This window comes from Stutzerimonas sp. R40042 (assembly GCF_026642215.1).
GTDB lineage: Bacteria > Pseudomonadota > Gammaproteobacteria > Pseudomonadales > Pseudomonadaceae > Stutzerimonas > Stutzerimonas frequens.
In genome coordinates, this window is record NZ_CP113258.1 from 3,952,654 (window position 1) to 3,966,185 (window position 13,532).

12 protein-coding genes are annotated in these 13,532 nt (G+C 65.2%); 1 reads left to right on the forward strand and 11 read right to left on the reverse strand.

Annotation, left to right across the window (positions count from 1 at the left end; all coding sequences use genetic code 11):
- Positions 1-61: 61 nt before the first annotated feature.
- The 9 genes from hflC to OUY36_RS18710 all read right to left on the reverse strand — a co-directional run bounded on the left by hflC (position 62) and on the right by OUY36_RS18710 (position 10,170).
- Positions 62-928: a protease modulator HflC gene (gene hflC / locus OUY36_RS18670; protein WP_063541863.1), complete on the reverse strand. Its 867-nt coding sequence runs from the start codon at positions 926-928 to the stop codon at positions 62-64.
- The gene (gene hflK, locus OUY36_RS18675; RefSeq protein WP_230724386.1) at positions 928-2,103 is read right to left on the reverse strand and encodes an FtsH protease activity modulator HflK; all 1,176 of its coding nucleotides are present in this window, start codon (positions 2,101-2,103) and stop codon (positions 928-930) included. The genes hflC and hflK overlap by 1 nt, the downstream gene beginning before the upstream one ends.
- Positions 2,104-2,201: 98 nt before the next feature.
- Entirely contained in the window at positions 2,202-3,503 is a 1,302-nt protein-coding gene (gene hflX, locus OUY36_RS18680; protein ID WP_110775873.1) for a ribosome rescue GTPase HflX, read from the reverse strand.
- 11 nt (positions 3,504-3,514) lie between these two features.
- Positions 3,515-3,769: an RNA chaperone Hfq gene (hfq, locus tag OUY36_RS18685; RefSeq protein ID WP_267935519.1), complete on the reverse strand. Its 255-nt coding sequence runs from the start codon at positions 3,767-3,769 to the stop codon at positions 3,515-3,517.
- Between the two features lie 93 nt (positions 3,770-3,862).
- Positions 3,863-4,834 (reverse strand): tRNA (adenosine(37)-N6)-dimethylallyltransferase MiaA, encoded by a 972-nt coding sequence (gene miaA / locus OUY36_RS18690; protein WP_267938208.1) that lies wholly within the window; start codon positions 4,832-4,834, stop codon positions 3,863-3,865.
- Positions 4,835-4,914: 80 nt separating this feature from the next.
- A complete protein-coding gene (mutL, locus tag OUY36_RS18695) occupies positions 4,915-6,792 on the reverse strand; it encodes a DNA mismatch repair endonuclease MutL (protein ID WP_267935520.1) in 1,878 nt (625 codons plus the stop codon).
- Positions 6,789-8,204, reverse strand: a complete 1,416-nt coding sequence (locus OUY36_RS18700) for an N-acetylmuramoyl-L-alanine amidase (protein WP_326491934.1) — start codon at positions 8,202-8,204, stop codon at positions 6,789-6,791. Before OUY36_RS18700 ends, mutL begins: the two co-directional genes overlap by 4 nt.
- Positions 8,205-8,221: 17 nt before the next feature.
- Positions 8,222-8,692 carry a tRNA (adenosine(37)-N6)-threonylcarbamoyltransferase complex ATPase subunit type 1 TsaE gene (tsaE, locus tag OUY36_RS18705; RefSeq protein WP_267935523.1) on the reverse strand — a complete coding sequence of 157 codons (471 nt, stop codon included), beginning with the start codon at positions 8,690-8,692 and terminating at the stop codon, positions 8,222-8,224.
- The gene (locus OUY36_RS18710) at positions 8,680-10,170 is read right to left on the reverse strand and encodes an NAD(P)H-hydrate dehydratase (protein WP_267935525.1); all 1,491 of its coding nucleotides are present in this window, start codon (positions 10,168-10,170) and stop codon (positions 8,680-8,682) included. Before OUY36_RS18710 ends, tsaE begins: the two co-directional genes overlap by 13 nt.
- Before the next feature lie 73 nt (positions 10,171-10,243).
- Between OUY36_RS18710 and queG the strand changes: the two genes are divergently transcribed.
- On the forward strand, positions 10,244-11,314 hold the full coding sequence (gene queG / locus OUY36_RS18715) for a tRNA epoxyqueuosine(34) reductase QueG (RefSeq protein WP_267935526.1): 1,071 nt from the start codon (positions 10,244-10,246) through the stop codon (positions 11,312-11,314).
- Here queG and ftsH read toward each other — a convergent pair.
- On the reverse strand, positions 11,311-13,149 hold the full coding sequence (gene ftsH, locus OUY36_RS18720; protein ID WP_267935527.1) for an ATP-dependent zinc metalloprotease FtsH: 1,839 nt from the start codon (positions 13,147-13,149) through the stop codon (positions 11,311-11,313). The two genes, queG and ftsH, sit on opposite strands and share 4 nt — an antisense overlap.
- 92 nt (positions 13,150-13,241) lie before the next feature.
- Entirely contained in the window at positions 13,242-13,532 is a 291-nt protein-coding gene (locus OUY36_RS18725) for a YceK/YidQ family lipoprotein (protein WP_267935528.1), read from the reverse strand.

Consider the following 13,532-nt stretch of genomic DNA (forward strand, 5'->3'; position numbering starts at 1 on the left):
ATGGGTCACCCGGCGACACGCGCGTGCCGCCGGAGAACCTTAGCCAACTGGCAGTGGGATGCTATTTGTTGCCCTGCAGATAACGGAAGAAGTCGCTCTTCGGATCAAGTACCAGCACGTCTTCCTTACTGGAGAAGCTCTCACGGTAAGCCTGCAGGCTACGGTGGAAGGCGTAGAACTCCTGATCCTGACCGTACGCGGCGGCATAGATTGCAGCAGCCTTGGCGTCACCGTCACCACGCAGCTCTTCGGCTTCGCGGAATGCTTCGGCCAGCAGGACACGGCGCTGGCGATCGGCGTCGGCGCGGATACCCTCGGCAAGCTCCTTACCTTTGGCGCGATGCTCGCGCGCCTCACGCTCCCGCTCGGAACTCATACGCTCGAAGACACTGCGATTGACTTCACGCGGCAGGTCGATGCCCTTGACGCGGACGTCGACGACTTCGATCCCCAGCTCTTGCTGAGCCGCACGATTCAAGCTTCGAGTGACCTGAGCCATCAGCTCATCACGCTGGCCGGAGACCGATTCATGCAGCGTGCGCTTGCCGAACTGATCGCGTAGCGCCGCCTCGAGACGACGCGCCAGACGCTCATCGGCGATCTGCTTCATGCCCGACGTCGCCGTATAGAAACGCTCGGCATCGTCCACACGCCACTTGGCATAGGAGTCGACCATCAGCGCCTTCTTCTCCAGCGTCAGGAAACGCGAGGTGGTGGTATCCAGCGTCAGCAGACGCGCATCGAACTTGCGCACCGAGTTCACGTACGGAATCTTCATGTGCAGGCCCGGCTTCACGTCCGGCTCGACGATACGCCCGAACCGCAGCAGTACCGCGCGCTCGGTCTGCGAAACGATGTAAAAGCTGTTCCACAGAACGATTGCAGCCACCACACCCACGATCAGGGCAGTAAGGGATTTATTGCTCATCAGCGGCCCTCCCTCGTACGGACTTCACGCGGATCCAGCTCTGGCGGCATACGTGTGCCCTGAGCCGCCGCGCCCGAGGCAACCCCGGCGGGGGCTGGCGTGCTTGCGCCACGGCTGTTGATCATCTTGTCCAGCGGCAGATAGAGCAGGTTCTGCCCGCTGTCGCCACTCACCATGACCTTGCTGGTATTGCTCATGACTTCCTGCATGGTTTCCAGATACAGACGCTCGCGCGTGACTTCCGGCGCCTTGCGATACTCGGCGACCAGCTTGCTGAAGCGATCCGCCTCACCCTGGGCACGGGAGATCACCGCGTCGCGGTAACCGCTGGCTTCTTCCAGCATGCGCTGGGCCTGACCGCGCGCCTCGGGAATCACACCGTTGGCATAGGACTCGGCCTGGTTCTTCTCGCGCTGCTCGTCCTCGCGCGCCCGAATGACGTCATCGAAGGCTTCCTGAACTTCACGCGGCGCGGCTGCACTCTGCAGGTTGACCTGGGTAACGACGATGCCGGTGCCGTAGTTGTCGAGGAACCGCTGCAGACGCTCCTTGACCTCACCGGCCATGACCTCACGCCCCTCGGTGAGCACCTGATCCATGGCCGTCGAGCCCACGACATGCCGCACGGCGCTGTCGGTGGCGTGCTGCAGGCTCACTTCAGGCTGATCGACATTCAGCACGAAAGACTGCAGGTTGCTGATCTTGTACTGAACGGTCAGCGGCACCTCGATGATGTTCTCGTCCTCGGTGAGCATCTGTCCCTGCTTGCTGTACGAGCGCTCGCGAGTGACGTTCTCCTGGAACTTGCGATCGATCGGCGGGAAATAGATGTTCAGGCCGGGCCCGACAGTCTCGTGGTACTTGCCGAAGCGCAGCACCACGGCCTGCTCCTGCTCGTCGACGATGTAGATGGCATTGAACAGCCACACAGCCAGCAATACGACCAGGGCGATCCACACCAGGCCGAATCCGCCGCGCTTGCCACTGCCGCCAAAATTACCGCCGCCACGCTTCTTGCCACCGAACATGCCGTTCAGGCTGTCCTGCAGCTTGCGGAAAGCCTCATCGAGATCCGGCGGACCCTTCTGGTCGCCACCGCCGCCACGACGGCCGCCGCCACCACTGCCCCAGGGATCCTGGTTGTTCGAGTTGCCACCCGGCTCATTCCAAGCCATAGCGCTCTCCATTCAAATAAAGCTAAAGGCGCGCCCACGGCGCGCCCGCCAATGCTACAGAAAGCCCCGAACGACCGGCAAAATTGCCGATCGAGGCTTTATTGCAAAGTGTGTTGCTCGATGAACTCGTCCACCCGCAATCCTTCGCGGCTGATCACGCGATTCAGTTCGACACGTGGCAAGCGAACCTCGAGCAGGCTGCCACCCTCCTCATCATGCGTCTCACGCTGCACCGCACCCAGCTCGAAGAACTGCGCCCGCAGGCGGCCCAGCCTCTGCGGCAGGCGCAACGTGCCGACGAAGAGATCGTCGCCGAGCAACTCGGCGACGGCCTGACGCAACAGGTCCAGCCCCAGGCCGTCACGGGCGGACACCCAGACGCGCTGCGGCTTGCCGTCGGCATCGCGCTGTATCTGCGGCTCGATGCCCTCGAGAAGATCGAGCTTGTTGTACACCTCGAGCATCGGCAGCTCGTTGGCGCCAATCTCACCGAGCACCGCGAGCACCTGCTCGATCTGCTGATCGCGCTCAGGCTCGTGAGCATCGATCACGTGCAGCAGAAGGTCGGCGTTGCTGGACTCTTCCAATGTGGCCCGAAAGGACTCCACCAGCTTGTGCGGCAGATGACGAATGAAGCCCACCGTGTCGGCCAGGATCACCGGACCGACATCCTCGAGCTCGAGGCGGCGCAGCGTGGGATCGAGCGTGGCGAACAGCTGATTGGCAGCGTAGACCTCGGATTCGGTGAGGGCATTGAACAGAGTGGACTTACCGGCGTTGGTGTAGCCCACCAGCGACACGGAAGGAATATCCGCGCGACGTCGCCCGCGACGGGCCTGCTCACGCTGGCCGCGCACTTTTTCCAGGCGCTGCTTGATCTGCCGAATACGGACACGCAACAGACGACGGTCGGTTTCCAGCTGGGTTTCACCCGGCCCTCGCAGACCGATGCCACCCTTCTGCCGCTCGAGGTGAGTCCAGCCGCGAACCAGCCGCGTGCTCATGTGTTCCAGCTGTGCCAGTTCGACCTGCAGCTTGCCCTCATGGGTACGCGCACGCTGGGCGAAGATGTCTAGGATCAGACCGGTGCGATCGAGCACGCGACATTCGAGGGCACGCTCGAGGTTGCGCTCCTGGCTGGGGGTAAGCGTGTGATTGAAGATCACCAACTCGACCTCGCCATCCTTGACGAGGTCATGCAGCTCTTCGACCTTGCCACTGCCGATCAGAAACTTGGCGGACGGCTGGTGGCGGGACACATTGACGAAGCCAACCGTTTCTGCACCTGCCGAACGCGCCAGTTCCTGGAACTCCTGAGGATCCTCGCGCGCCGCGGGGTCCTGGCCGTCCAGGTGCACCAGGATAGCCCGCTCACCACCACCGGGACGTTCGAAGAACAAAGAAACCTACCTCAGTCGTTGCTCAACTCGGATTGCTCGGCATCGCCAGCGGTCGGCAGGCGCACAGGACGCCCGGGAACAACGGTGGAGATCGCATGCTTGTACACCATCTGACTGACGGTGTTCTTCAGCAGAATGACGAACTGGTCGAAGGATTCGATCTGACCCTGCAGCTTGATGCCATTGACCAGATAGATGGAGACCGGGACGCGTTCCTTACGCAGTGTGTTGAGGTAAGGGTCTTGTAGCGAATGCCCTTTTGACATGTGCCGCACTCCTTAGAGGATCTGTTTCATTAGTGTTCTATAAAGTACAACCGACGATCCACTTGTCTGAGAATAGACGGTCAGCTTGCAGTGTCAGCTCAATATGGAGAGCGATTGCAGGTATTTCAATGCGCGCGGCAGATTGTCGCGGGACAAACTGTCCAACCAATAACTTTCCCCCCAACTCCGCAACCAGGTGAACTGCCGCTTGGCGAGTTGCCGGGTCGCGACGATGCCGCGCTCTACCATCTCGCCCCGGCTCGACCGACCGTCCAGGTACTCCCAGACTTGCCGATAACCAACCGAGCGAATCGATGGCATGCCGGGATGCAGATCACCGCGGCACCTCAGGGCTTCGACCTCTTCGATGAACCCCTGTTCAACCATCCCCAGGAAACGCCTTTCGATACGTTCATGAAGAATGCTGCGCTGCGCCGGAGCAATGCACAGATGCGCCACAGTATAAGGCAAGACACCGGAGCCTGGAGCGTCTGCAACGGCTTTTTGCGACCTTTGTCGGGCACGGTGCTCGCTCATGGTCGAACCGCTGACACGATAGACCTCAAGGGCGCGAACCAACCGCTGTGGATCGTTGGGATGTATGCGCGCCGCCGACTCAGGATCGATCCGCGCCAGCTCGTCGTGCAACGCCTGCAGCCCCTCAGCCGCCGCCTGCGCTTCCAGATCGGCACGCACCGACGGATCGGCACCCGGCATGTCGGCCAGGCCATCGCGCAATGCCTTGAAATACAACATGGTTCCGCCGACCAGCAGCGGAATGCGGCCGGCAGCGCTGATCTCTGCCATGGCCGCCAGGGCATCGCTGCTGAATTCGGCTGCCGAGTAACTCTCGGCCGGATCGAGAATATCCACCAGCCGATGCGGGAACTCTGCCAACAGCTCTGGGGTAGGCTTCGCCGTGCCGATGTCCATGCCACGGTAGACCAGCGCCGAGTCGACGCTGATCAGCTCGCAGGGCAGCACACGTGCCAGCTCCAGCGCCAGATCGGTCTTGCCCGAGGCGGTCGGACCCATGAGAAAGATGGCGGGAGGCAGAGAAGACATCGGCGGGCTCGGCAGGCGTGGCCGCATAGTTTCCAGTGGCGGACGGTTGGCCGCAAGCGCGGCCTGCCGCCGGGAGCCGGTCAGCGACCGCGCAGGAACAGCTTGTCCAGATCGTCCATGCCCAGCTGCGTCCAGGTCGGGCGGCCGTGGTTACACTGTCCGCTACGCTCGGTGTGCTCCATGTCACGCAGCAAGGCATTCATCTCCGGCAGCGTCAGGCGGCGATTGGCGCGGACCGCGCCATGGCAAGCCATGGTCGCCAGCAACTCGTTGAGGTGTGCCTGGATGCGGTCGCTGGTGCCGTACTCCAGCAGGTCGGCGAGCACATCGCGCACCAGCTGGGTGGCCTCGGCCTGCTTGAGCAGCGAGGGAATCTGACGGATCGCCAGGGTTTCCGGACCGAGGCGCTGCAGCTCGAAGCCGAGCATCTGGAACCACTGCGCATGCTCTTCCGCGCAATCGGCCTCGCGCTGGCTGAGTGCAATGGACTCGGGCACCAGCAGCGGCTGGCCACGCAGGCCTTCGCTGGCCATGGCGGTCTTCAGCCGCTCGTAGGTGATGCGTTCGTGGGCGGCATGCATGTCCACCAAGACCATGCCCTGGGCATTCTCGGCGAGGATGTAGACCCCCTTGAGCTGCGCCAGCACGTAGCCCAGCGGGGGTACGTCATCCTGACTGACAGGCAGTGGCGCCGGGGTGCTTTCGGGCAGTGGAGTAAAGAACTCGCGGTAGGTGCCCTGGGCTTCGGCGGTATAGCCGGCCGATGTCGGCCTTGGAGCCTGATAGCCCGCGCCGGCACCGCGCCAGACCGGTGTGTCCCCCTGTGGCCGCTCGAGCACGCTGGCCGACAGGCTCATCTCGTTCTGTCCGGCGAACTCGCCGGCAGCCAGTCCGGAAACCTGGGTCATCGGCGCTACGCTCGCCGGCGCGGCCAGTTGGTCCTCGGGACGCACATCGCCCAGCGCGCGGTGCAGCGTGCCGTAGAGGAAGTCATGGACCATACGGCTGTCGCGGAAACGCACCTCGTGCTTGGTGGGATGCACATTGACGTCCACCACCGCCGGATCGACGTCGAGGAACAGCACGAAGGTCGGATGCCGGCCGTTGAACAGCACGTCGCGATAGGCCTGGCGCACCGCATGGGCGACCAGCTTGTCGCGCACCATGCGCCCGTTGACGTAGAAGTACTGCAGGTCCGCCTGGCTACGCGAGAAGGTCGGCAGTCCGACCCAACCCCAGAGCCGCAGCCCGTTGCGTTCGATCTCGATGGGCAGCGCCTGCTCCAGGAAGGCCGGCCCGCATACCGCAGCGACGCGCCGCGCACGGGCGCTGTCGTCGTTGGCCTGATGCAACGCCAGCACGCCCTTGCCGTTGTGGCGCAGATGAAAGGCCACATCGAAGCGCGCCAGCGCCAGGCGCTTGATGACCTCCTGCAGGTGGTCGAATTCGGTCTTCTCGGTGCGCAGGAACTTGCGCCGTGCCGGCGTGTTGAAAAACAGGTCACGCACCTCCACCGAGGTACCAACCGGATGAGCCGCCGGCTGCACCCGCGCTTCCATTTCGCGCCCCTCGGTTTCCACCTGCCAGGCCTCGCTGGCATCCGCGGTACGCGAGGTCAGGGTCAGCCGCGAGACGGAGCTGATCGAGGCCAGCGCTTCGCCACGAAAGCCCAGGCTCATCACCCGCTCGAGATCTTCCAGATCGCGGATCTTGCTGGTGGCATGGCGGGCCAGGGCCAGCGGCAAGTCGTCCGGCGGGATGCCGCAGCCGTCGTCGCGCACACGCAGCAGTTTTACGCCACCCTGTTCGACGTCTACTTCGATGCGGCCGGCGCCGGAGTCCAGGCTGTTTTCCAGCAACTCCTTGATTACCGAGGCCGGGCGTTCGACCACCTCGCCAGCGGCGATCTGGTTCGCCAGCCGCGGGCTGAGCAGCTGGATGCGTGGCGCTTGCGTCATGGCTGCGAAGCCAGGGTGGTGGCGGGAATGTTCAGTGTCTGGCCGATCTTGATCACGTCGTTGCGCAGATTGTTGGCACTGCGCAGCGAGGTCAGGCTGACCTGATAGCGCTGGGCGAGCAAGGCCAGGCTTTCGCCCGAGCGCACGACATGCTCGCGAGGACCGGCGGCTATTTTGCCTGAATCGCGCAACCAGGCGACGTAGGTTCCCGGAGGCGGATTCTCGTGGAAGAACTGCCGCACGCCACTGTGAATGGAGCGTGCCAGCGCCTGTTGATGGCCGGACGTCTGCAGCTTCTTGGCTTCAGACGGATTGGAGATGAAGCCGGTCTCGACCAGGATCGACGGGATGTCCGGCGACTTCAGCACCATGAAGCCGGCCTGCTCCACGCGCCGTTTGTGCAGCGGCGTGATGCGGCCCATGTTGCTCAGCACCTTCTGCCCGACGTTCAGACTCGAGGACAGCGAGGCGGTCATCGACAGGTCCAGCAGCACGCCTGCGAGCATTTGGTCCTTGTCACCGAGGCTGACGTTGCCGGCACCGCCGATGAGGTCGGAACGGTTTTCGCTGTCGGCCAGCCAACGTGCGGTTTCCGAGGTGGCGCCGCGATCCGACAGGGCAAATACGGAAGCGCCATAGGCCGCTGAACGCGGCGCGGCATCGGCATGGATCGAGACGAACAGGTCGGCGCCCTTCTTGCGGGCGATCTCGGTGCGTTTGCGCAGTGGAATGAAGTAATCGCCGGTGCGCACCAGCTCGGCGCGGAAGCCTTTATCGGCATTGATCTGGCGCTGCAACTCCTTGGAAATCTGTAGTACGACGTGTTTTTCGTAGACCTTGCCGGGGCCAATGGCGCCTGGGTCTTCGCCACCATGACCGGCATCGATCGCGATCACGATGTCACGCTTGCCACCGATCGGAGCGGGCAGCTTGACCGCAGGCAGAGTCGGCGAGACCGGTGCGACAGGTTTGGACGACGTTGCCGTGACCGGCGGTTGAGTGGCGGCGCGGGCGGCCGTTGCCTGATCGAACAGATCGACCACCAGCCGGTGGCCGTACTGCTGGTTCGGCGCCAGGCTGAAGCTCTTAGGCGTAACCGGCGCATGCAGATCAACGACTACGCGCAGCGTATCGGCATCGTGTTGGCCGGCGCGCAGGGAGGCGACGGGGGTATTGCTCAGCGGCAACTGATCAAGCTGCGCCTTGAGCGTGGCGTTGGTGACGTCGATGACCAGCCGATCAGGTGCGGTGAGGGTGAAGATCTTGTGCTCGACCGGCCCTGACAGGTCGAACACCAGGCGGGTGTTGTCCGGCGCACGCCACAGACGCACGCTCTGTACATCGCTGGCAGCAAACAGGTCCGCCGTCATCAGCGACAGCAGCAGGCCAACAACCAGGGTGCGCATGCGCATCCCCAAACCCATGTTATTCATAGCTCTCCGTCGGTCAGGGCGATACACCAGGCTTCGCCCCTCGCGGTATGGGGCGACAGGCGCAGCGTTCGGCCGGCCTCATGCGGCGTAATGGTAATGTCCATGTCGGCCTTTGGCAAAATGCCGGCCCCGCGTTCCGGCCACTCGATCAGGCACAGTGCATTGCCCTCGAAGTAGTCGCGGATGCCGAGGAACTCCAGCTCCTCCGGATCGACCAGGCGATACAAGTCGAAATGGAACACCTGAACCTCGCCCAGCTCGTAGGGCTCGACCAGCGTGAAGGTCGGGCTCTTGACCTTGCCCTCGTGGCCGAAACCACGGATCAGGCCGCGTGACAGTGTGGTCTTGCCGGCGCCGAGGTCGCCATGCAGATAGATGACGCCCCGACCACCGGTCGCGCGGGCGATGCGCGCACCCAGCGCGAGCATCGCCGCCTCGTCACCGGCATACAGATTCATTTCAGGCATGGCGACTGCTCCTCGAACAACTGACGGATCACCGGAATCAGATCACTGGCGGCCAGGCCTCGCCCCAGCGGGCCAAGGCGCTCACCCGCGCTGGCGTGCAGCCAGGCGCCCAGGCAGGCCGCCTCGAACGGCGCCAGCTGCTGTGCCAGCAAGGCACCGAGCACACCGGCGAGCACGTCGCCGAGCCCGGCACTGGCCATCGCCGGATGGCCGCGATCACACAGCGCCAGCCGGCCATCCGGCGCCGCGATCAGCGTGCCGGCCCCCTTGAGCAACGCGACGCACCCATAACGCTGCGTCAGCGCCCGCACCGCCGCCGGGCGATCGGCCTGAACCTCGCCGACCGAGCACTGCAGCAGTCGCGCGGCCTCGCCCGGATGCGGGGTGATCAGGCAGCCGGGCGGCAATTCGACGGCGCCGCTCGCCAGCAGGTTCAACGCATCGGCATCCCAGACCTGCGGCTGCTCGCGCTGCGCAGCCGCGGAAATCAGGCTACGCCCCCACGGCGCCTGGCCGAGGCCGGGGCCGACCACCAGCACATCGGCACGCTCCAGCAGCGCCGACAGGCTGTAGGTGGACTCCACGCCGCTGCACATGACCTCCGGCCGGCGCACCAACGAAGCGCCGACGTGTTCCGGTCGGGTCGCCAGGGTCACCATACCGGCCCCACAACGCAGCGCCGCCTCGGCGCTGAGCAGCGCGGCGCCGCCGGTACCGAGGTCACCGCCGATCACCAGCACTTGGCCGAAACTGCCCTTGTGCGCTGTCGGCGAACGAGGTGCGACCCGCGCCAGCGAGCCGTGGTCGAGGCGCACGGCCTCGCTCGCCACCTGCGCGACGATTCCCGGGTCGGCCTGCAGATCGTCGAACACCAGCGCGCCAACACGATCAGGACCGTCGGCAGTGAACAGGCCGAGCTTGAGGCCAATGAAGGTCACGCTGAGATCGGCCCGCACTGCCTGCCCCAGCACCTGACCGGTGTTGGCGCACAGCCCGCTGGGCAGGTCGATTGCCAGCACCGGACGGCCGCTGGCGTTGATCGCCGCGATCGCGCTCGCATAGGGCTCGCGCACCGCGCCGGTCAGACCGGTGCCGAGCAGCGCATCCACCAGCACGCCCTGCAGCGGCGCCTCCGCTCGCCAGGGTTCGATGGGCACTCCGCAATCACGCGCTTCGGCGCAGGCCAGCGCCGCGTCGCCCTGCAGCGTTTGCGGATCGCCCACCGCCAGCACCCGCACCTGCCAGCCAGCGCGCTGCGCCAGCGCCGCCAGCAGGTAGCCATCGCCGGCGTTATTGCCGCGCCCGGCGAGCACGGTGACAGCACCTGCATCGGGCCAACGCCGACGCAGCGCGCGCCAGGCGGCATGGGCGGCGCGCTGCATCAGGTCGAAGCCGGACGTGCCGGCGGCAATCAGGCGCGCATCGAGTTCGCGCACCTGGGCGGCGTTGTACAAGGGGACGGGCAGGGAATCGGTCATCGGTGCAGGGATCATCGCGGCGGAATGTCTGGCAGAATTATACGCACCCGCTCACTTCCCGCCGCAGTCTCCGATGTCCAGCTCCGCTCTCGACCCCATCGCCCTCGCCGACTCCATCAAGGAGTGGGGCCGCGAGCTCGGCTTCCAGCAGGTGGGGATCACTGGCGTCGATCTCGGCGAGCACGAAGCGCATCTCGAGGCCTGGCTGGCGGCGGGCTACCAAGGCGAGATGGACTACATGGCCGCCCACGGCAGCAAACGCTCGCGGCCGGACGAACTGGTGCCCGGCACGCTGCGGGTCATCTCGCTGCGTATGGACTACCTGCCCGGCGACACGCGCATGAGCCAGCAGCTGGCCGACCCGGAGAAGGCCTATGTGTCGCGCTATGCCCTGGGCCGGGATTACCACAAGCTGATCCGCAAACGCATCCAGCAACTGGCCGAGCGCATTCAGCAGGTGGTCGGCCCGTTCGGCTTTCGCGCCTTCGTCGACAGCGCGCCGGTGCTGGAAAAGGCCGCCGGCCAGCAGGCCGGGCTCGGCTGGATCGGCAAGAACACCCTGCTACTCAACCGCAAGGCCGGCAGCTGGTTCTTTCTCGGCGAGCTGTTCGTCGACATCGCGCTGCCGGTCGACGAGCCGGTGACCCGCGATCACTGCGGCAGCTGCCACGCCTGCCTGGACATCTGCCCCACCGAGGCGTTCGTCGGTGAACGGCTGCTGGACGCGCGGCGCTGCATTTCCTACCTCACCATCGAGCTGAAGGGACCGATCCCGGTCGAGCTGCGCGACAAGATCGGCAACCGCGTGTTCGGCTGCGACGATTGCCAGATCGTCTGCCCCTGGAACCGCTTCGCCCGCCCCACCGAGCAAGGCGACTTCCAACCGCGCCATAGCCTGGACAACGCCGAGCTTGCGACCTTGTTCCGCTGGACGGAAGAGGAATTTCTCAGTCGCACCGAGGGCTCGCCGCTACGCCGCGCCGGCTACGAACGCTGGCTGCGCAATCTCGCGGTGGGCCTGGGCAATGCGCCGTCGAGCATCCCGGTACTGGAAGCGCTCGAGGCACGGCGTGACGACCCATCGGAGCTGGTGCGCGAGCATGTGGAGTGGGCCCTGGCCCAGCACGCCAAGCGGGCAGGCTAGTCCGACGACGGCAACTGAGCGCCGAGCTCGGCGCTCAACGCACGCAGTTGTCCTGCATCCAGCGTCTCCTGTTGCAGCAGCTGCCGGGCGCAGCGCTCGAGCAGTGCACGACGCGCCTGCAGCAGATCGACGCTACGCTGGAAGGCCGACTGAACCAGCTCCTGCACTTCCTCGTCGATCGCCGTCGCCGTGCTCTCTGCATAGTCGTGTTGGGGCTTGAGGCCGAGCATCGCCTCGTTGCCGAGGAAGGAATTGGGCTCGCGCTCCAACGCCAGGTGACCGAGGCGCTTGGACATGCCGTAGCGCGTCACCATCGCCCGGGCGATGTCGGTGACCTTGGCCAGGTCGTCCGCCGCGCCGGTGGACAGATGCGCATACACCAGCCACTCCGCCGCACGCCCGCCAAGTAGCACGGCCATCTTGTTCTCCAGCTCGTCGCGGGTCATCAGGAAGCGATCCTCAATGGGGCGCTGGATGGTGTAGCCCAGCGCGCCCATGCCGCGCGGAATGATCGACACCTTGTGCACCGGATCGACGCCCGGCAGCGCCATCGCCACCAGCGCATGGCCCATCTCGTGATAGGCGACGATCTCGCGCTCGCGCGGATTGAGCAGGCGGTTGCGTTTCTCCAGCCCGGCGATGATGCGTTCGATGGCCGCGGTGAAGTCCTCCATCGCTACCGCGTCGGCATTGCGCCGGGTTGCCAGCAGCGTCGCCTCGTTGACCAGGTTGGCCAGGTCGGCACCGGTGAAGCCCGGGGTCAGGGCGGCGATGGCCTGCGGATCGACATCGGTGCCCAGTCGCGATTTTTTCAGGTGCACGTTGAGAATCTGCACCCGCCCGACCTTGTCCGGACGATCGACCAGCACCTGACGGTCGAAGCGGCCGGCGCGCAGCAGTGCCGGATCGAGGATTTCCGGGCGATTGGTGGCCGCCAAGAGGACCAGCCCACTGGAGGTGTCGAAGCCGTCCATCTCCACCAGTAGCTGGTTGAGCGTCTGCTCCTTCTCGTCATGCCCGCCGGACAGGGGGCCGGCACCGCGGGCGCGGCCGAGAGCGTCCAGCTCGTCGATGAAGATGATCGCCGGCGCCTGGGCCCGCGCCTGCTCGAACAGATCACGCACCCGCGCGGCGCCGACGCCGACGAACATCTCGACGAACTCGGAACCGGAAATGGAGAAGAATGGCACCTTCGCCTCGCCGGCCACCGCGCGCGCCAGGAGCGTCTTGCCGGTGCCCGGCGGGCCGACCAGCAGCACGCCCTTGGGCATGCGTCCGCCGAGGCGACCGTAGGTCTGCGGATCGCGGAGAAAGTCGATGATTTCCTTGAGCTCGTCCTTGGCCTCGTCCACGCCGGCTACATCGGCAAAGGTCACTTTCATGTCGGTTTCGACATAGACCCGCGCCTTGCTCTTGCCGATCTGCATCATACCGCCGCCCCCCAGGCCGCTGCCGATGCGCTTGAGCAGGAACAGCCAGATGCCGAAGAACATCGCCGCCGGGATGATCCACGACAGCAGGTCGCGCACCAGCGTGCTTTCCACCTTGCCGGTGTAGCGTACCGGGTATTGCTGCAGATGCTCGGCCAGCTGCGGCTCGACGCGGTTGGTGATGAAACGGCGCTGGCCGCCGGCCAGGGGCTCCTTGAGCCGGCCTTCGATGCGCCGGTCCGTGATGGCCAGTTCATCGATGCGCCCGTCCTTGAGGTGCTGCTCGAACTCGCTGTAAGGGATGGTCGCCACTTGCTGCTGGGTCGACAGCAGGTACTGGAGGCCGAGAAACACCAGGATGGCGATCATCCAGTAGTTGAAGTGGAACTGAGCGCGGTCTTTCACACCGTTTCTCCTTGTGGCGCGGACCTGCCAACTATGCCTGTTCGGCGAAGACGTCGCCTGGACTCAGATCAGTTATGCCACGGTTGCTGCAATCAGAGCCCGCCGCGCACGCCGAGGCCGACGCCCAGCTCCGCCGCGACGGCGAAGGGCAGCAACAGCGTGTCCAGCAAGGCGCTGGCCGGCAGATCGAGCGCGGCATGCTTGGGCGCCACGGCACCGAAGCGATCCAGCGGGCAGCAGCCACCGTTGAGGCTGTACCAGTCCAGACGCGTGCCGGAATAGATGATCGGCGCACCGGGCTTGGCCGCGTCCAGCGTGCGCACCGTGGCGCAGCCACCCAGCAGGCTCAGCGTCGTCAGTACCAGCAGCGCCCGACCGATCAT

Excerpts from the sequence above, each read along its gene's own strand:
- hflC (WP_063541863.1), bottom strand. The coding sequence starts at position 928 with ATGAGCAATAAATCCCTTACTGCCCTGATCGTGGGTGTGGTGGCTGCA.
- hflK (WP_230724386.1), bottom strand. The coding sequence starts at position 2,103 with ATGGCTTGGAATGAGCCGGGTGGCAACTCGAACAACCAGGATCCCTGG.
- hfq (WP_267935519.1), bottom strand. The coding sequence starts at position 3,769 with ATGTCAAAAGGGCATTCGCTACAAGACCCTTACCTCAACACACTGCGT.
- miaA (WP_267938208.1), bottom strand. The coding sequence starts at position 4,834 with ATGTCTTCTCTGCCTCCCGCCATCTTTCTCATGGGTCCGACCGCCTCG.
- mutL (WP_267935520.1), bottom strand. The coding sequence starts at position 6,792 with ATGACGCAAGCGCCACGCATCCAGCTGCTCAGCCCGCGGCTGGCGAAC.
- OUY36_RS18700 (WP_326491934.1), bottom strand. The coding sequence starts at position 8,204 with ATGCGCATGCGCACCCTGGTTGTTGGCCTGCTGCTGTCGCTGATGACG.
- tsaE (WP_267935523.1), bottom strand. The coding sequence starts at position 8,692 with ATGCCTGAAATGAATCTGTATGCCGGTGACGAGGCGGCGATGCTCGCG.
- OUY36_RS18710 (WP_267935525.1), bottom strand. The coding sequence starts at position 10,170 with ATGACCGATTCCCTGCCCGTCCCCTTGTACAACGCCGCCCAGGTGCGC.
- queG (WP_267935526.1), top strand. The coding sequence starts at position 10,244 with ATGTCCAGCTCCGCTCTCGACCCCATCGCCCTCGCCGACTCCATCAAG.
- OUY36_RS18725 (WP_267935528.1), bottom strand. The coding sequence starts at position 13,532 with ATGATCGGTCGGGCGCTGCTGGTACTGACGACGCTGAGCCTGCTGGGT.